The 24,825-nt window shown below is 34.2% G+C and carries 13 protein-coding genes; all 13 read right to left on the bottom strand.

Translation table 11 applies throughout. From position 1 onward, the window contains the following. Nucleotides 1-4 precede the first annotated feature (4 nt). Nucleotides 5-787 carry an SDR family NAD(P)-dependent oxidoreductase gene (locus GQR97_RS11815; protein ID WP_158848607.1) on the bottom strand — a complete coding sequence of 261 codons (783 nt, stop codon included), beginning with the start codon at nucleotides 785-787 and terminating at the stop codon, nucleotides 5-7. A gap of 31 nt (nucleotides 788-818) precedes the next feature. Further along, the gene (locus tag GQR97_RS11810) at nucleotides 819-2,480 is read right to left on the bottom strand and encodes a UxaA family hydrolase (protein WP_158848605.1); all 1,662 of its coding nucleotides are present in this window, start codon (nucleotides 2,478-2,480) and stop codon (nucleotides 819-821) included. Nucleotides 2,481-2,691: 211 nt separating this feature from the next. Then, nucleotides 2,692-5,118, bottom strand: coding sequence for a glycoside hydrolase family 3 N-terminal domain-containing protein (locus GQR97_RS11805; protein ID WP_158848603.1), 2,427 nt, complete (start codon nucleotides 5,116-5,118; stop codon nucleotides 2,692-2,694). Between the two features lie 21 nt (nucleotides 5,119-5,139). Then, nucleotides 5,140-5,889: a DUF6250 domain-containing protein gene (locus tag GQR97_RS11800; RefSeq protein WP_158848601.1), complete on the bottom strand. Its 750-nt coding sequence runs from the start codon at nucleotides 5,887-5,889 to the stop codon at nucleotides 5,140-5,142. A gap of 12 nt (nucleotides 5,890-5,901) precedes the next feature. Beyond that, a complete protein-coding gene (locus tag GQR97_RS11795) occupies nucleotides 5,902-7,536 on the bottom strand; it encodes a GH39 family glycosyl hydrolase (RefSeq protein ID WP_158848599.1) in 1,635 nt (544 codons plus the stop codon). Nucleotides 7,537-7,562: 26 nt separating this feature from the next. Then, on the bottom strand, nucleotides 7,563-9,866 hold the full coding sequence (locus GQR97_RS11790; RefSeq protein WP_158848597.1) for a glycosyl hydrolase family 95 catalytic domain-containing protein: 2,304 nt from the start codon (nucleotides 9,864-9,866) through the stop codon (nucleotides 7,563-7,565). 12 nt (nucleotides 9,867-9,878) lie between these two features. Further along, the gene (locus GQR97_RS11785; protein WP_158848595.1) at nucleotides 9,879-11,321 is read right to left on the bottom strand and encodes a glycoside hydrolase family 30 protein; all 1,443 of its coding nucleotides are present in this window, start codon (nucleotides 11,319-11,321) and stop codon (nucleotides 9,879-9,881) included. A gap of 29 nt (nucleotides 11,322-11,350) precedes the next feature. Beyond that, the gene (locus tag GQR97_RS11780) at nucleotides 11,351-12,931 is read right to left on the bottom strand and encodes a sialate O-acetylesterase (RefSeq protein WP_158848593.1); all 1,581 of its coding nucleotides are present in this window, start codon (nucleotides 12,929-12,931) and stop codon (nucleotides 11,351-11,353) included. Between the two features lie 389 nt (nucleotides 12,932-13,320). Further along, nucleotides 13,321-15,786: a leucine-rich repeat domain-containing protein gene (locus tag GQR97_RS11775; RefSeq protein ID WP_158848592.1), complete on the bottom strand. Its 2,466-nt coding sequence runs from the start codon at nucleotides 15,784-15,786 to the stop codon at nucleotides 13,321-13,323. 409 nt (nucleotides 15,787-16,195) lie between these two features. Then, on the bottom strand, nucleotides 16,196-17,251 hold the full coding sequence (locus GQR97_RS11770) for a T9SS type A sorting domain-containing protein (RefSeq protein WP_158848590.1): 1,056 nt from the start codon (nucleotides 17,249-17,251) through the stop codon (nucleotides 16,196-16,198). Between the two features lie 163 nt (nucleotides 17,252-17,414). After that, nucleotides 17,415-19,814: a T9SS type A sorting domain-containing protein gene (locus GQR97_RS11765; RefSeq protein ID WP_158848588.1), complete on the bottom strand. Its 2,400-nt coding sequence runs from the start codon at nucleotides 19,812-19,814 to the stop codon at nucleotides 17,415-17,417. A 21-nt stretch (nucleotides 19,815-19,835) separates the two neighbouring features. Further along, the gene (locus GQR97_RS11760; RefSeq protein WP_158848586.1) at nucleotides 19,836-22,751 is read right to left on the bottom strand and encodes a DNRLRE domain-containing protein; all 2,916 of its coding nucleotides are present in this window, start codon (nucleotides 22,749-22,751) and stop codon (nucleotides 19,836-19,838) included. Nucleotides 22,752-22,791: 40 nt separating this feature from the next. After that, nucleotides 22,792-24,555 carry a T9SS type A sorting domain-containing protein gene (locus GQR97_RS11755; RefSeq protein ID WP_158848584.1) on the bottom strand — a complete coding sequence of 588 codons (1,764 nt, stop codon included), beginning with the start codon at nucleotides 24,553-24,555 and terminating at the stop codon, nucleotides 22,792-22,794. Between the last annotated feature and the right edge of the window lie 270 nt (nucleotides 24,556-24,825).

Genomic DNA, 24,825 nt, shown 5'->3' with positions numbered 1-24,825 from the left:
ATTTTTAATTACCGTTTAGTGTTACAAAACCACCATCGATAGCATAATTAGATCCTGTGATAAAGCCAGCTTCATCCGAACATAAAAACAGCACTAAATCTGCCATTTCTTGAGGTTTCCCCATACGCCCAATTGGTTGAGTTGCCGATAATTTCTCGAACATCTCCTCTTCTTTACCTGGGTAGTTATTTTTAATAAACCCATCTACAAAAGGTGTATGTACACGTCCTGGTGCAATACAGTTACAACGAATACCATCTTTTATAAAATCTTTTGCAATAGAATACGTCATGGTTAATACCGCACCTTTTGTCATAGAATATGCAAAACGATCGTTAATACCAACCGTAGATGCAATAGATGCTAGGTTTAAAATAACACCGTTACCTGTTTTCTTCAAAGCAGGTAAACATGCTTTAATGCAATTGTAAACACCTTTGATATTTACGTTGTACAAACGGTCTAAATCAGCCTCTTCTACACCTTCAATATTTCCAACATGTGCAATACCCGCATTATTAATTAAAATATCAATAGCTCCGTTTTCGGTAATGGTATTTACAATAGTTTCCACATTAGTTTGGTTAGCAACATCACATTTATGTGCTGTTCCTTTTGCCCCTAATGCTTCAATTTCTTTGACAGTTTCTTGCGCAGATTCAAGGTTAAAATCTAGAATATGCACTTCTGCACCTTGCTCAGCAAAAGTTAAAGATATAGCTTTACCTATACCGCTACCGCCACCTGTTACAAGGGCTACTTTATTTTTTAAACTGAATTTTGTCATTTTTATATGCTTAATTTTTGTTGTTTATTTTTTATAAAGACATACCACGTTTCCACGGAATAAAATCGTCTTGACGTAATTGTCTTGCTTTTGTTTGTTTACCACTAGCTACTTCAATTACAAAGTCTAAAAGCTCTTCGCCAACCTCTTCAATCGTTTTTGAGCCTTCAATAATTGACCCCGTATTAAAATCAATGATATCACTCATTTTATCAAAAAGTTTGGTATTACTCGATACTTTAATAACTGGAGTAATTGGGTTTCCTGTTGGAGTACCTAAGCCTGTAGTAAATAAAATAACGTTACAACCTGAACCAGCTAAACCTGTTGTAGATTCTACATCGTTACCAGGTGTGCATAATAGGTTTAAACCTGAAGTTACAACTTGCTCCGTATAATCTAAAACATCTTGTACTGGAGATGTTCCGCCTTTTTTGGCAGCTCCTGCAGATTTTATAGCATCGGTAATTAAACCATCTTTTATATTTCCAGGTGAAGGATTCATTGAAAATGCCGCTCCTAAAGCTTCTGCTTTAGAATTATAAGTAGACATAATATGCGAAAACTTTTTGGCCTTATCGGCACTTGTACAGCGATTAATTAACTCCTGCTCTACACCATTCAATTCAGGGAATTCAGACAGTACCGTTGCTCCTCCTAAACCGACGATTAAATCGGACACATAACCTAAAGTTGGATTTGCAGAGATTCCTGAAAATCCATCCGACCCACCACATTCTAAACCTATTACAAGTTTAGATAAATTGGCTGGTTTACGCTCTGCTTTATTAGCTTCCATTAAACCAACAAAAGTTTTCTTTACAGCATCGGCAAGTAATTCTTTTTCCGATACACTTTGTTGCTGTTCTAAAACAAAAACTGGCTTAGCGTTTTCCTTTGCCATTTTAGATAAAGCATCTTGTAAAATACTAGCTTGTGCATGTTGGCAACCTAAACTTAAAACTGTTGCACCCGCCACATTTGGATTATTAATATAACCGGCTAAAAGTGTACAAAGCGCTACAGAATCTGATGTTGCACCACCACAACCACCATCATGTGTTAAAAACTTAACACCATCTACATTAGGAAATAACAAGTTTTTACTCGTATCTTCTCCTTCTTTTAATATATTTTTTTCTAGTATCGCTTCCGCGGAAACGCCAGATTTATAATCATTAATTAAAGCATCAACATCTAAACCTAAATGTTGTTTTTTACCATAACCTAGTTTTTCTACTAAGGCCTGTTTTAAAACTTCTACATTTCTATTCTGACAAAAAACTAATGGAATTATTAACCAATTATTTTCGGTTCCTACTTTACCATCGGCTCTGTGATACCCGTTAAATGTTTTATTTATAAATTTAGAAACATCGGGAGATTGCCAAACTTCTTTTTCTTTGGAATCATCTACATCGTAAGTTTCAGTATCATGAATAAGGTTTGTTGTACTAATTAAATCACCTTTTACAATAGTTTTTTTAGCTTTACCCACTAATACGCCGTACATATATACAGGATCTCCTTCCGATAAAGATTCGGTAACAAATTTATGCTTCGCAGAAATATCATTTTGAAGTTCATACACTTGATTCTCAAAGGTAATTTTATCTCCCTTTTTTAAATCTGTTAGTGCGACAATAACATTGTCCTTTTCATGTATTTTAAGTACGTTTTGTTTTGCTTCCATAAATACTGATAAAATAAAATTGTGGATTTTTATACTTGTGTATTGATATTCGGTTTACAATAGTACTACAAGAAAAGAGTGAAATCTTCCAAATATTTGACCAATACTAATACTATTTTTGCATTTCAGTTATGCATATCTTCATAAAAAGCAATTTTAAAATCTAATTGTAAGTATATACAGAGTTTATGTACCCTATAAAAACGATAATTTAATTACCAATAGCTTCAACTTTAAAACCATCTTTCAGCTTAATATCTTCCGAAGAACTTCCTATTAAAACCTCAAAATCACCAGGTTCCACCGTCCAATTCATATTTATATCCAAAATTTCTAAATCTTCTGGATGTAATGTGAATTTTATCGTTTTAGTTTCGTTTGGTTTTAGATGAATACGATCGAAACCACGCAAGATAGATTCGTAAGTAGTTACACTGCTTATCTTATCTTTAATATACATTTGCACAACCTCATCCCCTGCTCGCTTACCAGTATTTTTAACTTTGAATGTAACTTGAACATCTGCTTGAGGTTTTAAAGATTTAGGAGTAACCTCCAAATCGCTATATTCAAAAGTAGTGTAACTTAGCCCGTAACCAAAAGGATATAATGGTCCTAAAACTCGTGTATTACCATAACCATTGGGACCTGCTCCAGGTTGCCCTGCTTGTGATCCTGGTTTAAAAGGAAAGTTTAATGGAATTTGCCCAACTGTTTTCGGGAATGTCACCGATAATTTACCTCCAGGATTATAATCTCCAAACAAGGTTTCGGCAATCACTTCACCAGCTGCTGTGCTCGGAAACCAAGCTTCCAAAATAGCAGGTAGAAATTTATTTTCCCAGTTAATAGTTAATGGCTGGCCATTTATCATCACTAAAACAACAGGTTTCCCTGTAGCATAAAGCGCTTGAACGAGTTGAAATTGTCGTCCAGGAAGACCTAAACTTGTTCTTGATTTTGTTTCACCAACACGTTTTTCATCTTCACCAACTACAGCAATAATAATATCAGATTGTTTTGCTTTTTCTACCGCAGCATCAATATCCGCTTGTTCTTTTGCCGATAATGGTGTTTGTATAATTTCACTACCTGGCCAATCTGGATCTACAATATCGCAACCTTTTTCAAAACTAACATTGACTTTGTTTCCTGCATATTTTTTTATGCCTTGATACACAGAAACTGATGGATTGAACGCTGGCCCATAACGACTGTATGTAAAACTAACCTCTGCTGCCAGTGGTCCCGTAACTAAAATATTATCTATTTTATTGACATCTAAAGGCAATAAATTATTTTCATTTTTAAGAAGTACTAAAGACTCGCGATTTATTTGTTTCGAAAATGCTTCATCTTCCGGTGTATGAACTAATTTATCTGCCTCCCCAGGGTTTTCAACATAAGGAGAATCAAACAAACCTAAACGGAATTTTACACGCAACACATCGGCAACTCTAGAATCTATGGTTTTCATAGAGATTTCACCATCTTTTATTAATTCTCTCAATGGTTCAATAAAACTTTCGGGGGTTCTAAATGTGGTTCTCACATTTAAACCGGCTTCTATAACTTGACGCACGGCTTCTTTGTAATCTTTAGCAACATGATGCTTTTCAGACACATATTCTACAGCTTCACTATCTGAAACTACATAACCATTAAAACCAAATTGTTCTCGTAACAATTCGGTTAAAAAATAATGACTGGCAGTCACAGGAACGCCATCATAATCATTATAACTACTCATAACCCCCATTGGAGCCGCTTCTTTTATCACCTTTTTAAAAGGATACAAATACAATTGAAACATTTCTCTAGGTGCAACATGCGGGTCTGTTCGAGCATCCCCATCTCTTGCGCCTTTAGGCACACTGTAAACGGCAAAATGTTTTAAAGTTGATGCTACACCTTCCGATTGAATTCCTAAAACCATTTGTTTACCCATTTCGGAAATATGAAATGGCTCTTCACCATAACATTCCAAAACACGTCCCCAACGTTGATCGCTGGCTACATCCAAAATTGGTGCATACACATTGGTATAACCTAAAGCTTTTGCTTCTCGCCCAACAATGGTTCCAGCTTTATAAACCAATTCTTTATTCCAAGTACTTCCAATACCAATTGGAGCTGGTAATGGCGTTGCTTTTTCATGACATAAACCGTGTACGCCTTCGTTTGTAAAATCGACAGGAATACCTAATCGTGTTTCTTCAACAAACCATTTTTGAACTATATTTATAGTCTCCGCATGTGTGCTATATGGAAAAGCATATTTTGTATGTGTTTTTTCTTGATTCCAAATGGTATTTAAATGTTCATCAATGTTTGCTATACCATCTTTCCAAACACGGTTTTTCCAGCCTTCGGTTGGTAATTCATCTTCTAAAACTCGCGAATAACCATATAATGTGGTAAGCTGACATGTTTTTTCATTCACATTCATTAATGAAATAAGGTTTTTAACCCTTGATTCTAAAGGCGCTTTTGGATCTTCAAAAACATCTTTTATTCCGTTTTTATTAAAGTCTATCCAATCCTTATGATAGATATTTTTATCACTTGCTTTAAACCCGAAGTTTGAAACAGAAAACACACATAAAATGGATAATATTATTTTATTGGATAGCTTCATTTAATTTCTAATTTTTAATAATTATTTTTCAACTTCATAGACTCTAAAATTATCTACAGTCATGTGATTTTTAACTGTTCGAAAACCAAAATAACCTGATGTATATGGCTCTAAATCCACAAAATCTGATACTAATAAATTATCTCTAAAATACTGAACAATACCATTGTTCGAAATAATTTTTATATGATATGTTTTATTAGGCTCCAACATAAATCGAGGATCGCTTAAATTGTGTTCCGGACGTAATGGCCGTTCACCGTTCCCAACATAACGTCTAAAACGTGTTGTTTTATTGTGGTTACCACCAAGCCCCATGTAGTATAATTTAAGGTTATCATAATTAGAGAATTTACCTCCACGTTTTTCTGAATCTGCAAATAAATTAGTCGGATTTTTAGGATCATTAGCCATCCAAAAACAGTTAAGATCAGATACGCGATCGTTTGCGCCTCCATTTTGAATAACAAATACATCGTACTCTATAACAATTGGCCCATTAAACTTTTGTTTCAACCAAACCGTACAACCAGAAACATCATTAATTTCTAATTTACTGTCCTTAACTTCGACAGTACCTTCCGGCATTTGTTCTACTTGCCAATTTTCGAGTCCTTTGTCAAAATTTTCCTTAAAAATTAATTTACTATTATAAGTTTTTCCTTTAATTTCTATAGATTTATTCACATTAAAACATGAATTTAGAATTAATAAAGAAACCGTTAAAGTTAAAACGAGAATTGATGTTTTTCGATATTTCAAAATCTTCATAATACTAAAATTTTAATTAATTTGTTTGATTAACACTAAACTCCACGGTGAAATTAAACGATTTATAGTTAAATTTCCTTTTTTATCAGCTTTAGCATATTCCGTTTTCATGGTATTTGCATAAGCTTTCATCACCTTAATTTCCTCTCTCGTTGGTGGCTCAGGTTTCCCCATAGACTCCCAAAAATTATGAATATTTCCGTGATCTTTATCTAAAATTTCAATTTCAAATAATGTTTCAGATGGCAATCCAGTTAATGTGAAATTAAGTTTTTTCGAAGTACCTTCTTCTCTTTTATTAGTTCCAGACGGCACAGCATTTACATACTCTTCGGGGTAATTATAAGCTAAAGCTGAAATGTTTCCGTTACTAGCATCCTTACTTACAAATAGATAATCGTTTTTATATATTTTTTGATTTCCCAATTGATGAAGCATTCTGTATGCGTGATATGATGGTTTTACTAAGCCTTGAAAATTAATCATCCCAAAGCCTCCATGAAAAATACTTGAAGCACCTCCTTTTTCTTCAAAAATATCGGTAAACGTCCATAATGCTAATGAATTTGTTAAACCTATACAATCCAAATTAGATTTCACAATATATGCTGCTGCAGGAAGCCTATCGTGCATTTCATCTCTACTACTTGGACTTGTATGCCACTCTGTTAAGTGAATTTCAACATCTGGAAAAGCACTTTTTGCAACGGTTCCTTTTATCCATTCTAAATCTTCTTTAACAGACTGTACGTAACGGGTAAGTCCTTTTCCTTTACCTGTTTCTGGATTAAATGCATAATCTGTTGGGTAAGGATGACAACTCACAAAATCTACTGGTAACTTTTCTTTTTTACAATATTCTAAGAAATCCTCAATCCATACGCCATGCCATTCTAGAGTATTAATATCATCTGCTGCAAAAACGGCATCAGAAGCTTCATTATTCATTGTTTCTCCATCAAAACGGGTATCTGGCACAAAATTACTTGTAGATGGTCCACCGACTTTAAGCCTATTATCGACAGATCTAACAGCTGTAACAGACTGCTTATATAATTCAAAATATTGAGATTTTGTTCCATCCCAAAACAACTTATATAAGTTTGGCTCATTCCAAACTTCAAAATACCAAGTTAAAACTTCCTCAATACCGTAACGATCTACACAATGTTGCGTAAAGGCTTTTACTAAATCGTGAAATTTATCAAAAGAATCTTCTGCTGGTGTAATATTAGCTTTCCACCAAAATACGGTTTTAGAATCTTCAGCCGCCATGCTTGTTGGCAAAAAGGCCAATTCTACAAAAGGCTTTACTTTTAAATCTAACATTCTATCGAATAAATCATCAATATATTGCCAATTGTATACTGTTTTACCTTTTTCAATAACAACAGGAAACATATCATCATGAAATAAACCGTGAAAACGCACATATTCAAACCCACAATTTTCTTGTACTTGTGCTAATTGTTCTAACCAACCTGCTCTTAAACCTTCGTTTGCACGACCAGCTCCAACCATTTTACTCCAATAATGATCAAACTGTTCTCCGTTTTCTTGTGTATTAATAGTAATGGCTTTTTGAGCATTACCGAATAATGTGCTACCGAAAATTAATCCGAAAACTAAAATTTTAAATACTTTCATTTTTAATATATCTAATGTTTGTTAATCTAATATTTATACTCAGGTACTTTGTATTCCATTATTTCGGTATAACTTTTACCTTTTTTCACTCCATATTGGTTTAATTCATCTTTTGGATGGCTTATTGGTTTAATAATCACTTTATCCAAATTATGGGATGCAATCAAAATAGATTCTCCTTTTTTCAAATCAATAGTAAATTCATTTTCAGAGTTTTTAACAATATCAATTTGTTTTCCTTTACTTATCTGAATAGCATTCCTCCAATCTGTAACTTTTAAAACACATGGTTTCCCCTCTAAACTTTTAATAGAAACCCATTCCGTTTTTCCTTTTATTCTATTGGCACTAACTAAAAACCCACCTTGCGCTCTTAAATCTTGAAAAGAAGCTTCTTTCCATGAATCGGGAATTGCAGGAAAAACTCTAATTTTATCACCCCAACTTTGTAACTGTAATTCCATTATGGATGCAGCAGCACTTAAAGGGGTTTCTATTACAGGGTTTAAACCTTTTCCTTCCGTGTAAAATGTATTTGGTAATAGCAACGCGCGACCAATATTTCCGGCCAGAAAACTTTGTAATAATTTATTCGATTCGTTCCCCTTGCTTAATGCCGCATATAACGATGCTGCTCCTGTATAAGCATAACCACCAAGTTTACTTCCATCTTCAATTTCATGCCAATGTATCACCGATTTTTCAACCAAAGTCCTATCCTTTGGATCATCTGGATTTAATTGAAATAACGGATATAAACCTAAAAGATGAGAATAATGCCTATGAGACATATCTACCGGTTGATCGCTACCAATCATTAATCCGTTTTCATCTGTAGGAAAATCGATTAAATCATTTAGAGTTTCTTTCCATTTGATAATTCCTTCTGGATTAGTATTAAATTTCTCGTTAGATTCAATCAATCCATTTAGCAACCAGCGCAAAATAGCCAAGTTATAATTTGTGTTCTTAAATACCTTAAAACCTTTGTATTCTGGAGATCCCATAGCGGTTAATTCAATTTGACCTTGGTCATTTCTAACCATTTTAGTTTGGTACTTTTTTAGAATCTCTATCGCTTTTGGCACCCATTTATTCTGAATAGCCTCATCGTCTCCTTTATACTTGTAATACAACCAATAATTATGTGTTGCCCAAGCAAAATCGCCTAAACTTTTACCACTTTTATATTCCACCATATAATCGAAATGTGTATCAATTAGATGAATAAAATTTTCAGCTATATCCAAATGGTTACTGGTGTTAAATGGCCAATACGTTAATTGTACATTTAAATTCCACCACAAACTTGGCCAGCCTGTGTTTTTGTAAAAAGGCCCCATTAAATCTAAGGCGGGACCGTCTGCACGAGAACAAGTTGCCATTTTATAAATCTGAATCCAATAGAAAGATTCCATTTTAGTATCAGGCATCGAAATAAACGATTTTTGATAATAATTATGCCACCAATCTCTATGAGAACTTTCTATCGTTTCTGGTTTTAAAGCCACCGCATCTTCAACTGTTTTTAAGGCTACTTTACCTGAAACATGAGCAGCAGGAACTTCATTTGCAATAGCTACATAAAGCATAGAGCTATTTTTAGAAGATTTATTTTTCACCTCCAACCAAGCTGTTGCATAATCCCCTCCAGCCAACAAGCCTTGCTCGCAAATAGTTGCATTTCCTTCTTGCTTAAATATAGGTTTTGGATTTGGTTTATATTCTAAAGTTTTTGGATGATCTGGCTTTGCATACACTCTAGGTGTAATTGGATTCCCTGCTAACCATTCCCATTTATAAGATTCTTTTTTTGACTTTGTTTTTTCGGTAGAAATGATTTCAATAACATTCATCATTTTATCATAAGGTGTAAAGGCTCTAAAAGAAATTTCACCCAAATCGGTATAAATAACACCGCGAATTTCTGCATTCCATAAATCTTGACGAATGGATGCCGATTTTATTTTTCCGACAGGGTACAAAGCCATTCTACCAACATCTAATCTAGAATAATCATATAGACCGGTATCCTTGACACCCATAGACGTTTTTCTGTTTGGAGCACCTCTATGGTCTGTAACATCTTGTCGCCCCATATGGAAATCTACTCGATTTGCGCTCATTGTGGCATAAATCATCATTCCGACTTGCCCATTTCCAGTAAAAGCACCTTCATTCCATTGCATCGGAATTTCTTCCCAAATTAAATCGTGCTGCCCTAAAAATTTTGACCAATCTATTTCATTAACAACTTGTGCTTGCAATTGGAAAACTCCCAATAGCATAACAAATAAAAACACATTTTGTAATTTGAAATAATACTTCATAAAATTTAAACCTTACTTGTTGATAATTAATGTATTCACAGATGTTGCTTGTACTTCGACAACAAACGTTTGGTTTCCAACTTTAAACTTTATATTTTTAATAGTTTCATCAGGATTATTCACTAAAACCATAATACGACCATCTTTTAACTGAAAAGCTAAATGATTTTTTCCTTCGGAAGATTTTAAAAAGTGATCTCCGGGTTGAACGAAATGTGATAAATGTTTGAACAGATAAAACTCATCGGTATAAGTTATTTTTTTTGTTTGCTTATCGATAACCACCATTGAATTTTGTGGCCATCCCCAAGCACTTTTTCCTGTTTCATCTAAAACCATATTCCAATACATATGAGAACCTGCTCCGTTATTAAAAAAATGTACTAAGGTTTCCCAAGAGCGATCAAATGAGGTCCAATCATTCTCTCCTTCTCCACACTTGTTCTCCGTTTGCATGTATTTTAAATCCGGATATTCTTTATTTATAGCGGGAATAGCTTTAGATCCTCCCCATTGAAAACCAACACCTTTAATATATTCAGCTGCTTTTTTATTATCTAAAATAGTACGAACATAACTAGGCTTACTCCAATTAATTGTACCTAACCAAATTTCGGTATCTAAGCCATCTTCTTTTAATTTCGGACCTAAATAATCTCCAATAAATATTGAAAAATCTTCTGCTCTCCAAGTACAACTTGGCCAGTTTGGTGCATAAGCAATTTCATTTTGTGGTTGAATTGAAAACAACTCTATACCTTCTTTTTTATAAGCTTGAATAAATTTTGAAAAATATAACGCATAAGCTTTTAAGTATTGATCTTGCATTTTAAATGCTGTAGCATTACTCAGGATTTGAGCACCCGGATCCATTCTATTTCCATTTGCACGATCATTCCAATCACCTGCGCGTAAAGAATAATGTTCGTTAACCTTCATCCAGGCTGGAGGTGTCCAAGGTGATGCCCATATTTGTAAATTTGGACGTACTTTTAAAGCTTCTTTTAAATATGGGATTAGAATATATCGATCTCTATCTATATTAAAATCTCTCATTACAAAATCTCCTGGTACATCATTGTGCGAGTAATAACTTAAAGCATAATCTGAGGCTCCAATTGGAATACGACACATTGAAAAATTACAACCATCTTTTGAAAATAAAGCGTTGGCAACCTCTTGTTCTCCACTTTCATCAAGAGATTTGATAGCTTCCCAACCAAGCTCATTGAAAGCACCTCCAATACCATCCACAACTTGCAGTAAACTATCGGTATATATGATAATATCATTTACTGACGTTGCATCTGCTTTTTGTAAAAACTTTTTTGGCTTTACCCAACGTTTGGATGCTGTGGTATAAATCAATTCTACTTTTTGAGCAAAATTAACTTGGCATCCTAAAAAAAACACAACTAACAAGACGAGTTTACCAGATACATTTAAAGATTTCATAGGGTATAATTTAATTTTTATTTCTAATTTTATTCAGTTAAAAATACAGCAGCAGGAAGTCCTTCTTTGTTATACAAATTGGCTCCTTTTGGATTTGCAGACCATGCGTATCGTACTTGCTTAGGTTTTAACACAGCATTACTCCAAACTTCAATAGTATTGCTTGAAGTGATTTTTGCATCAGCAGGTTTCCAAACACCCTCTATACCTTTAATTTCAAACCATTTTAAAGGCTCCTTAACCGAAACTGCATCTTCTAGAAGTGTTTTATTGCCAACCATTAAACCCGAACCAGTTTCAGTAAATTCTATTTTAATTTTATTAGATTCCACGCTCATAGATTTGTATAAAGGACCGCTTACCACAGGAATATCTATATTGTAATCGTTTTTTAATGCCCACAAAGCCAAGCGCTTCCCTGTATCCATTTTATTATGAGGGTGAACATCTTTAGGTTCTCCAATATCATATAAAACGGCCATACCTGTGTTTGGTAATTTTAGCGTGCGACGTAACTCATCATTTACCGTTGCCCAGCCTTTATCGGCTTTATCATTACCGCGTTTGCAAGCTGCTAACTGCACCCAGTAAAACGGAAAATCGCCTTGCTCCCATTCTGCTCTCCAACTATTTATCATGGCAGTAAAATATTCTTCATATTCATCTGGCATAAATTCCGCATTACTTTCTCCTTGATACCAAATACCACCTTTTATAGCGTATGGAATTATTGCTGAAAGCATGGCATTATAATCCGATGCTGGCAATTGTCTGTCATTTCGAGGATCTACTGTTGGCTTTGGTTTTTTACCTTTTTCACCTTTAGCAGTCCATTCGGCTACTTGCGTTTCGTAAACTGTATCTACATAACCTTCGGTATCCATAATTTTAATCGTTTCCATCGATTCTTTTCGGCTAGCTTCAAAATAAGCTTTCATATTAGGATCGGCCATATAGGCTTCTTCTGAAATCCATGGTTGAATTTTTGTTCCACCCCATGAACATTCTAACAATCCGATAGGTATATTTACATGCTTGCGTAATTCTTTTGCAAAAAAGTAACCTGTTGCAGAGATTTTTCCGATTTGTTCTGGATTAGCACTTCTCCAATGGTCTTCAAAATTTAATTTCTTTTCATATAATGATGTCGCTTGAGGCACCTCAATATGGCGAATCCAATCATCATTAACAGTAGCAACTTCATTACGAATATATTCTACTAGCGGTTGGTGTTTTGGGTCTCTTGAATCACGCAAAAATTTCGACATGGAAAAATCCATATTAGACTGCCCCGTGCAAATCCAAACATCTCCAGATAACACATCATTTATAACAATTTTATTTTTTGAAAAAACAGTTATTGTGTGTGGCCCTCCAGCTTCGGGTGTTTTTATATCTGCACGCCACGTGCCTTCTAAACTAGTAATAACTTGTACCGATGCTCCCCAACTTGTTTCAACCGTAATAATTTCATTAGGATCTGCCCAACCCCAAATAGGTACTTCTGTATCCCTTTGTATTACCATGTGATCGGAAAATAAACTATTTAAGCTTACATCTGCAAATGCAGATATCGGTAAACAAATAATTAAAATTGCTAAGAGTTTCATACTTATTTTCATGGTCCTTTTTATTCAAAATAAGCGTAACACTATTATTACGCTAGATACTGCAATTTGGCAAAAAAAATAGAATTTGACTATAACTCCATACCCTTAGACTATAAACAATGATTCATATTCCGCATTTACACTTTATAAGCTAAGGTTTTCGGCATGTTTCAAGAAAGAAACGTATTCAAATTACAACATAAATATTAGCTCTATTTTCAAAATAAAAACAGATAAAAAAGTTCTTTTTAAGTTTATAAGGACACAAATACATACCGCTTATTTCACTATTTACTGATAGTATAATCACAAAAAAACAGCACTAAGAATCATCTTAATGCTGTTTTTTAATGCTATAAAAAGGGTAATATATTTTCTAAAAAAACTGACTATTGCTTTACTATTCGCTTAACAAATTCGCTGTTTTCAAGGCTGACTTTAAGTAAATAAATTCCAGAAGAAAACTCAGAAATATTAATTTCTGATGCTGTTCCACTAATATTATTTGTTAATAAAACTCTTCCGTTAAAATCGTAAATACTAACACGAACATTGTTAAGTGGTTTACTTTTTATTGATATCAATCCGTTTGTAGGATTTGGAAAAATATTGAAATCTAATTTTTGTTCTAAGCTGTTTGTGCTTAATGTTCCTGCTATAATCGTACCGAAATTCTTCCATACATCTGCAGCTTGGTAGGCTAACTTTGCAGCTTCAGTTGGCACTATTAAAGTTGCAAAAGCTAGATTTACGCCAGAAAACTCAGAAGTTGTAATAGTTGCAGGCACTGGATTTAAAACCTGTACCGTTTTTAAATTACTAAGGTTTAAAAATGCACTAGCTCCAATTGTAGTCACATTAATAGGAATAATTACAGAAGTTATCCCGCTAGCATCCCTAAAGGTTTGCGATGGTATTTCGGTTAACAACGTTGAAGCAGATAAATCTACCGTTTTTAAATTCGCCATACCTCTAAAAACACTTGTTCCCAAAGTTGACAATGTACTCGGCGTGATTAAAGATGTTACACTTGTTGTGCCATTAAACGCCCCATCCCCTAATGATTCTGCGCTACTCATAATATTGTTTAGATCAAGAAGTGTGGTACAAACAAAAAAGCCTCTACCATCAATAGTAGTAATACCATTAGTTGTGGTAAACGTTACCGTTGTTAAACTTCCGCCTCTAAACGTCTGATAACCTATTGATGTTACTGAGCTTGGTAATTCAATAGTTGTTGTACTACTACCATTAAAAGCATTATCTCCAATTCTGATAACCGCAAATGCAGTTTCAGTATCTTCGTTAGTTGCAAAACTTGGTACTACCACATTAATTAAAGAGCTTCCTGTAACTTCTGCTTGATAAGGATCAATACTAGTTACTTTATAATCTATATCTTGAAATGTAAAGGTATCTCCAACAGCATTTTTCTCTGGCACTACAACTACAATATTATCGCAATCGGTAACCGTATTAATTGTATTCCCTGAACCATTATCTGTAACCGTTCCGGTCGTATTAATAGTACTTGAACTTGTATATGAATTAATTTCAATAGGCATATCGGTACAATTATTTAGTATAATTCCCGATGTAGAAGTTGTTCCTAATGGTGAAAACGGGTTGGCTCCAGAAGGTCTAGACGTTCCCACTAAAATAGAGTGTTCTTGAGGTCTTACTTCATCATTATAATTTGTAAGTGTTACCTTATGATTATCTCCTGCAATGGTTGCAATAGCATGTAAAGTTGTTGTTGACACATTAGGTATTAACTCTAACTCTACGGTAGACGCCCCGCCATTAAGGTACAATAACGGCCCATTAACAGCATCTCCTCTACTGTTTTCAATTGTAACTTCTTCTACTTGATATCCCGCTTCGCAACCTGTAGCTTGGCAGTTTTGCATAAGCACATCGCCTCCATAACGCGTAAAAGCAAAACCAGAACGCGTATCTTTAGCTACACAGTTTATCAAAGTTATAGCTCCTGTGGTATGCCCTTCTAATCCACCTGTACCATATGAACGGTACCCTACTTCACTCAAAGATTTTGTATAACCAGGAGTAATCACTTTATCCCCACTATAATTAGCATAAACAGCCTCAAAATCACGATCGAAAGCAAGCCCAGATGTTTCCGCTAACATATCATCAGTTGTTCTAGTAACCGCTTCTGCATAACAATCTTGAAACAAAACATCTCTACCGCCTTGAATGAAAAATAAATGCCCAAATGCTTTCGAATAAATTTTACACCCTAGTATTTTATCGTTTGCTCCTTCAATTAGCATACCACTATGTTTTCTCATAGTTACTAAATTAGGACTTCCTTTCCCTAATAAATCACCATAACCATAAGGCGATGAACCACTCACATTTATAGTAACATCTTGCACAGTAACATTATCTCCCGAAATAGTAAAGGATTGCCCGCCCTTTGCTGTTGCCGATGTTCCAATATCCGTAAGTGTTAACCCTTTAATTATATTATTATCACCAGTAACATAAAGTTCAATTACTTTTGTACCATAATCATTCAATAAAGCCGTATTTACTTCAATGGTGACTCCTGTAAAATCAAAAACATTATCGCTTCCGCTGAAGGTGATCATGGCCGATCGATTTCCTGAATCTGGCTGATGATTACTTATTACAGTTGGCGTTAAGTAATCTTCCATTTGATAAATGCCAGATTTCATAACAATATTCTGATTAGAATTTGCTGCAACTGCAGCCAACTCTGCAACGCTGGTAATTTCTGTTTGTCCGCTTACTCCAAAAACAGTAAAAATGGATAATAAAAAAACGAAGCCTATTTTATTCGTTTTAAATAATGGTAATGTTGTTTTCATATGTTTAGTTTATGGTTATTTAGTTAGTAGTAATATTACTATTTAGTAAGAACAAAATCTATAAATTATCACTGCATCACTTTAAATTATTGCTTTATAGAAGTTTAAACCTCTTAAAACAGTAAAAAAATCTTACATAAAAAAAAATTCCACCAAATAAATTTGATAGAACTTCTCACTTTAAATAGTGAATAAATTGGTTAGTTAATACGAATTACAACTTCACTATTTTTTTAATAATATTTTTCGATGTATCGGAAAGAATAAACACATTGTGATACTCGATTTCAATACATACTTATAACATTATTTGTTAAAAACGCTTCTTGATTCTGAAAAATAAGTTAAAACAAAAAGCTATTTCAACTACTAAATTGAAACAGCTTTTTTATTTTAAATAATTATAAACTTATTGCTTTAAGATACGCTTTACAAACTCTCCATTTTCAGATTTTACTTTAAATAAATAGACACCAGATGCTAAATTAGTTATATTTATTTCTGACGTTGTATTTGTTACTTTCTTATTTAACAATGCTCTACCGTTTAAATCATAAACCGTAATAGCTACATTTGTATTGCTGCTATTTTTAACATTAACAACACCATTTGTTGGGTTTGGGTATAAACTTAAACCTAATTCTTGTTCTAGGTTGTTTGTGCTTAATGTTGGAGCACTGCCCTCTACAATATTTTTAAACCCTACCCAGCCTGCATCAATATAATCTTGAGTAGCACCAGATGGTACATATAAAGTTACATTCGCAATTGACATTCCACCAGCTACAAAATTTGCTGAATCGGTAATTGTTACTGGTGTTGCTGACGCAAATTCAAGTGAAACTAAAGCTCCAAGACCATAAAAAATAGGATTGTCACCTATAGTTTGCAATGAAGCGCCAAATCTAATTACTTGAAGATTATTCTGAGCACCATTAGCTTTAACAAATGCATAACGATCAAGAGTCTCTAAGGCAGGCAAGGCTAACTCTATATCCATTATATTCGCACGACCAAGACCATTATCTCCAAGAACAACGGCACTACTCAAGTCTCCCAAAGTAATTAACCCCGTAAGTCTTAAACAATTTTTATTAAATATCTGCACATTTTCTAAGTTTATTGAGGTAAGACTAGTTGCACTTATAAACGCATCTAGTTTCAGCTCTTTTACTGAAGCAGGTAGTATCACCGAAGTAATAGCCGTATTCTGTTTAAATGCTCCACTTCCAACAGCGGTTATAGTGTAAGTAACAGCATCAAATGCATCTACAGCAATGCCAGGTACATTTAATGCAGTATCTGTACTCCCTGAAACTTCTGCTTCATCATTAGCTGCACTCGTAATTGTAAATGTATAGTTTCCTACTGTAAAACTTTCACCGTCAGCTCCTGATGCTGAGCCTTGAGCATTTACCAATGTGATTGTTAAAAAAACTGTAAATAATAGTAATGTTTTTTTCATAATAAATAAAATTTTAGATTAGTTAAATTTAGTACTGCCAATATGTTAAAAAAAACATAAAAAATCTATAAACTATAACCTTAACCCTATAAAATAACGCTCCTTTATAATCAAAACAAGCGTATTTATTGTTAAAAGAAGTTCTTTTCTTACTTTTAAAACACTATTCTTTTATAACTTTTTTAGTAAAAACCATGTTATCTTTTTTTATTTTAACAATATAAAACCCACTTGTTAAAGCACTTACATCTACTACGTGTTGATTACTCTTAATGGTTTGAGACATTAATAACTTACCAAGCATGCTGTAAATTTCCATAACAGCATCTGCACTGTCAGCAATACTGAATGAATCTTTTACTGGATTTGGATATATTTTAATAGTACTTACTATATTATCTTCAACACTTAATGTGCTTGTTCCGAACACTTCAACTTCAGCAAGCTGAAGTCCATCATCAGAGGTTTTTGAAATTTTAACAAATTTCCCCACAACATTTCCTGCGTTTATAATAAGTGTTGGACTTGGAGGTGATATGAAAATTTTCGTAAATACCACAACGTTATTATCATTTATTACTTCAACAGTAAAATTATTTAGGGCGTCTCCATAAGTACCACCTGTTCTATTATATATTATAATATCCCATATTGTTTTGTTGACACCTAAATCTACCTGCCACCATTTAAGTGTGTTAGATCCATCGAGCCCATGGGCAGTATGTGATACAGATTCATCACCATAATTACCATTTATATCTCCGTCATTAGCTCTGCTTGCCACCCCATCATAAGCAGTAGTTGATTGTGTTGCGACACCTCCATTTGTAGCTAACGCTAAATTGTTTGCAGTAGAATAACTAACGTTTATATAACTGGTATCAATTAGATTTCCATCTTCTGAAATAACATTAACAAATGTAGATCCTAATTTAAGAGCTGTAACTGTTCCGTTAGCATCTATTGATGCTATAGAAGGATCGTCAATAACATAAGAGACATTCGTATTGGTTGCATTTATAGGATATACAACGGTTGTTAATTGTTGTGTTTCTTCAACATTAAGTTCTAAACTATATGGAGCAATTGACACCCAAGTTACGGACACATTAGTTGTTGTTTGGCCTGCATCACAAGTTATTGGATTAATGGTGTTATTTGTTCCCGTATCTTTTACAATCCCGCAAGATTCAATAATATTATTAGAACTTTGATTTCCGCTAATTATTGGGTTGTTTGTATTGTTATGAATTTCCACACCAGATGAAGAAAAACTTGCTTCACTGCCCGAACTAAATCTTAGTCCTCTACGAACGCCCGATAGCACAATATCCATTTGGGTATCATCAAAAGGCACAGTATTTCTAAAAGTAATATCATGATCATTACCTCCAATAAATGCTAACATATCATTGCCATAAGCACCATTATTATTAAGAACCGTAAAATTCATTGTATTATTTTGAGAATTACTATTGTCATACTCATCTACATATAAAGGACCGTATTTAGTATCACCTCTTGAATTTATTACTGTGGCATCTCTACCCATGCTGTATTGTGTTTCGCACTCAATGGTTGTACAGTTTTCCACATATTTAGTATTGTTTGCAAAACCTATTACAACACCAGATCTAAATCTTTTAACGGTACAATCAATAACACTCATATTAGAGGTATTAGTTGTTTCTCCAGTTAACCAATGGGGTCCCGTATTGTATGCTCTAATACCATCCTCTTGTTTACTAAACATCCAACCTGCTGGCACTTTATAACCAGGAATACCATTAGCACTATCGGCGTTATAAACGGTAACAAAATCCACTAAATCGGCTGGAGACCCTGTTCCTGCTTCTGCCAAAACATCATCGGTAGTTCGTAGTTCTCCTTCCAAGTAACAACCTTCAACTGTGGTATTAATACCGCCTTGCACAAAAATACCGTGACCATACGCATAATGCATAATGGTACAATCTTTAACTGTGTTATTCTCTCCACGGACTAAAATGGCAGCATGTTTATTATGTCCAATTACCGACCCAGATCCTTTTCCAAACATATCGCCATAACCGTACGGGAAAGACCCTCTTACTGTAAGATGAATACCTTCTAAGGTATTTCCAATACCGTCTACCCCTATTCCTAAAGCTGTTTTATTAGGTTTAGTCCACCCAATATCTTCCATAGTAAGATTTTTAATAAGTACATTAGATCCTCTTACCTGTATTTCATTTACGTGGTTGCTTCCAAATTTTGTAAAAACTACCGTATCAATATTTAATTTTACTCCTGTAAAATCGTATGTACTATTTGAACCTATAAAATCCAGTAATATAGTCGTATCTGCAAATAAAGGGTTTACGGTTCCGTATAAACCATTATCAATATCTTCTGCTGTAATGGAATAGGTTCCTGGTGTCATTACAACAGTAACACCATCATCATCCAGATAAGGCATTAGTTCTGCCATTGAATTTACAGTTTGTCCATACGTTGCTATATGCACACTTATAAAAGCCATGCATATAGCTACTATTTTAGTTACTTGTAGTTTTTTTTTCAATATTTAGTTTTTTAGTTGAATTTATAACTTCACTATTTTCCTTGTAATATTTTTCGATGTGTCGGAAATCATAAGCATGTAAATACCGCTATTTAATTTAGATACATCTAGTTTAATATTTTTTGAATCTACTTTGGTTTCCATAACTTTCTGACCACTTAAAGCAAAAACCTTAATACTAGTTTCATTTAAATTTAAGTTCGCTGAGCCTAATGAAAGATTAAGTGTATTTGATACAGGGTTTGGATACATCCCTATAACTATATCTTCATCATCAACACCAAGGGTAGTACTAGCATATTCAATAACCAATTCTGGCGCAACACTACCTGAGTCAAAATCTTTAGAGCGGAAATCAATACCTTTAGCACTAGCCGCAGGATCTATTGGGTCTTTAACAACTACTGTAATTAATTTATCATTATTGTATTCTTGAGCTGTATATGAAGAAATATCCCATTCATTCCAAGCTGAACTAGTTGTAATACGTGCGCGTTCATTTTCAAACGATGGCTTGTTATTCCAAGTAATTACACCTTCCTCCCAACTATCATCGGCAACATCATAAATACAGCGTAAAAACTTATGAGTTGTTCTTTGATATATTCTTAGTTTGGCAGATATTATTGTACCAGGAACCGAGCTTAAATCGAACTTTAAATAGCCATAACGCCCAGTTGCAACGGTTATTAAATTATCATCGGAACCATAATTATTATTAGCATAACCGCCATCTCTTACGTATGTATCTGCTAATACGTTTAAAGTCATAGTCCCTTCAACAGCAGCAACCACACGCACATCTTGAGATACACTAGGCGCTGCATTATTTGTAGCATCGCCTGCTTGGTTAGCGGTTATAGTTGCTGTACCAACACCAACAATATGTACTTTACCATCTACAATGGTAGCCACTGCCGTGTTTGAACTGCTATAAGTTACAGCTAAGCCTGAGCTTGCAATAGCTTCTGGATCGAAATCTGCTGCTCCTACAACTTTATCTGAAATTGTAAAAAACTGAATGTTTTGATCGCTTGGTGCAATACCCGTTTTAGCTATTGAAAAATTATCTAAATTAAAAGCATTCGAGGTTCCGTTAAATTGTATTTTAAAACTTTGAACACCTTGCTCCAAAATAATATCTTCGGCAATGGTTACCGTTTTCCAATCGGTAGCACTCGTTGAGTTTGGTGATCCAAAAGGCACAACTAAATCACCTGTTTTCTCTTCGCCTCCAAAACTAAATTTCATGGTTGCTCCGGCTTGAGAGGCTGCATAATTAACATCTATTTTATAAATAGCTTTTTCTGGAACCGAAATAGTATATGTAAGCCATTCGCCAGATTCTATTGAAGAAATATAGTATCCACCACTTGTATTCGTATCAATATCTACACCATCAAAAGTTCTATAAGCATTACCCGTATTTAATACACTTACATCATGATACACACGACCTTCTCCATTCTGTAAAGGATCATAATCAAAATGTTCAGCTTCTATGGTTGTTTCAGCAAAATTCATATCGTAAACAGGTAACCCATTTCCATCGAAACCAGAAATAGGATCGCCATAACAATACACTGGCCTGCGTGCTGTAAGTCCTCCCCAACCAATTGCATCGTTAGTCCATCCTGCCTTTTCGTAACCATTTAAATCAATAGCTTTATCGCGTGCACGCAATGTCCATTTTGCTTCTGCTTCTGTTTTAAAACCTCTACCTATATAATGTGCTACGGGCATTTCGAACACTTCTCTAACTCCTGCAAATTCACCAATACCAACTGGACTTATGGTTTTTGAATACCACCGTCCTGTTCTTTCAAATTGTTGAATAAACTCATCTGAGGCTACTGTGGGCTCCCATGGTGTTAGTTGGTCTGGATAATCTTGAATTGCAGAAACATTATATCGCATATTATATTCTAGCCCCAGGAGCAACCTATCGTTTTCATGGCTATATAAATCATCACCTTGATTCCATGCCATTTCTGCCATAGAAGTCAATAAACCTATTCCGAAAGCTGTATGTTGTTGGTCTCTTGAGCTTTCTTGACATTGTCCATTTTCCCAAATATAATTAGTCATAACCTCATTATAACCATAATTAGGAATTGTATACCCTCTACTTATGTTCCAATCCTCATAATAATCATTTGAGGTTTTTATAGATGTACTGGTGTTAGGACCTGCTGGATAGGCTATATCACTTAAATGAAGATCCAACTCTCCCGTTATATATCGATAGGCACGGTCGTACATTTTTTCATTATCTAAAAAGATACCCATAGCCATAACCGTACGCCAACCCGATAAGCCTTGATTTCCATGACGTACAGGATCACCTTGAAAAGCCATCCAATAAAAAGTAACATTTCCTGTTGGTTCTACCGTAGAAGAATACCCTGGATATACCAACATATCTTGAAAAGCTTGTAAATCGGCAGCTGCCCAACCAGGATAGGTGCTTTTAATAATTTCTGCAGCTTCAATCATTATATAACCAATACCACCACTTAAAGCATCTGTACCTCCACTAGTAACCGATGTTAAATTAGACCAAGCCTTAAATATTTCAATCGCTTTTTCGGCATGCCTAGAATCTCCAGTAATGTACCATCTAACAGCATTGTAATAAGCTGCTCTAATATCACTATTCCAAGCACCTTCATTAACACCTGAATCTCTGCCAAGTTCAGTAAAGCTTTCATCACCTTGCGCAACATAATCGTAACTAGATTTAGAATCAGCTACCATATCTTGATACGATGCATACCAAGGATCTATTTGAGCTTCAACCATATACTTCATACGGTCTAAATCAGATTTTTTGTGTGTAATTCCAGGATGTACAAATTGTGCTTGCATAGCAAATCCAAAAAAACATAGTAAAAGCGTTATTAATATTGGCTTTTTTAAAGTGTATTTTTTTTTCATTAGTTTAGTTATTTTAGTTATTTGGTTTTTTAATTAGCGATTACTTTTTCACTAATTTTAAACTTGAAGATTGACTTTCATTATTAATTTTAACGATATAAACTTGAGTAGGTAAAGAAGAAATATCTATGGTTTGTTTATCTGAAAAAACAATTTCTGAAAGCACTTTTTTTCCTATTAAATTATAAACCTCAACTTTAGCATCTAAAGCATTCGAAATTGTAAAATAGTTTGAAGTTGGGTTAGGGTAAATCTTTATTTTACTTTGCTTTTCTGAAAAACCATCTACAGATAAACTTAAGCTAGGTGTTGCTTCGATAGCCTCAGAATTATGATCTACGCCATCCTTATCTGTAACTTTAAGGTAATACAAATAGCTTACACCATTTTCTGCTGAATTATCGGTATAGGTTGAACCACTTATTCTGTTTTTTAATAAACTACGCCCACCGTCGTCCAACGTTACTTTTCTAAACACACCTTGTATACCACTATCACCTAAATCAATACCTTGCAACTCCCAGTTTAAGGTAACAAATCCATTTCCTGGTTCGGCTGTGAGAATTACGGCTGGAGCTAAAGCTTCTGGTTCTGGACTTGCTACATTTGAATTATAACTCACACTACCATCAGATACCTTTACCCAATAGTAATAGGCGGTTCCTGTAACAATAGAGCTATCAACATAGTCCGCACCGTTAACATTACCGGCTATTAATTGTCGACCACTAGGATCGGAGTCGGTATCCCTAAACACATCTTGGCGAACGGCATCAATATTATTTACACCCCAATTTAAAGCAACCGTACCATCTACTGTTATTGCAGAAAGACCAACCGTTGGAGATGTACTGTATGTGCAATTACTACTAGCGTCAGACACATTCCCAAATTGAGTTACCGAACTTGGGAAGCTATAATCTGTACCATTTCCATAAGAATTATTATCCTGAGTTACTCCCGTTACACCACTAATGGCTTTGATACCTTCTAGGGTATTTCCTGAAACACAATTTCGTCTAATATCAATATTAATCGTTGCTGTTTGACCCGACTCTGAATTGGCATAAATGCCTCGATCTCCATTATTTTTAACAATACAATCGTGCACTAAATACCCATCGGTAACAGCTGCTCGAATCCCTCTAAAATAATTACCAGACATTTCGCAATTATAGACTTTCACTCTTTCACTATACGAGATATTAATACCATTTGCAGAAATAGAATTTAAAAATTTACTATCTCTTACTTCAGCATCATAAACACGTCTTAAATATAAATTATGAGCAAACCCTTCTTTACTAACTGCTCCATTTTCATCAAACAAACAATCTTTTATTAGTAAATTTTTACAGCCTTTAATATGTACGCCCCAACCTGTTTTAGTACAATGCACATTCAAAATTTTAATATTATCGTGATCGACCCCTTGTGATGTTATTTGTATACCACCACCACTCACACTATTAATGCCTTCAATTTTAATATTTTGAATAACAAGATTAACTAACCCTTCAGCATCGGCTGTAATAACTTGTATATCGGTATTTGTTTTAATAGTCGTAGCCCAATTCCCTTCGCCCTGCAGAGTAACATTACTTTTCATTCTTATGGGGGTGGTTATAATGTGAATCCCTGTGGCTATAGTTACTATACCTCCTCCACTAGAAGCCACATTATTTATAGCTGTTTGAATGTTACCACCAAGTGGTACGGTTTCATCGGTTGCCCAAATAGCAGAAGTAAAAAGGCATAAAAACACCATTATGAATGTTTTTTTTAAAGTGTAGTTTTTTCTCATTGTTTTAGTTTCTTTAGTTATTGTAATATTACAATTTCATAAAAACTAAATCTGTAAACTATGATGATTACCCTTTAAATTATCATTCATTTTGAATAAAAATCACATTTTTTCAAAAAATTAACAATAAAACTATTAATTTTTTAAAACCTCAAAAAAAAAGCCTCGTACTCTTAATGGAGTACAAGACTTTAAAAAAAGATAATATTTTATATTAATTAATCTGTAGTTGATTCCATAAACGATACGGATCATCATTGGCGATCATTT

This window comes from Algibacter sp. L1A34, assembly GCF_009796805.1.
Taxonomy (GTDB): Bacteria; Bacteroidota; Bacteroidia; order Flavobacteriales; family Flavobacteriaceae; genus Algibacter.
Note: the sequence above shows the minus strand (reverse complement) of the source record. Positions and strands in the feature narration are given on the sequence as shown.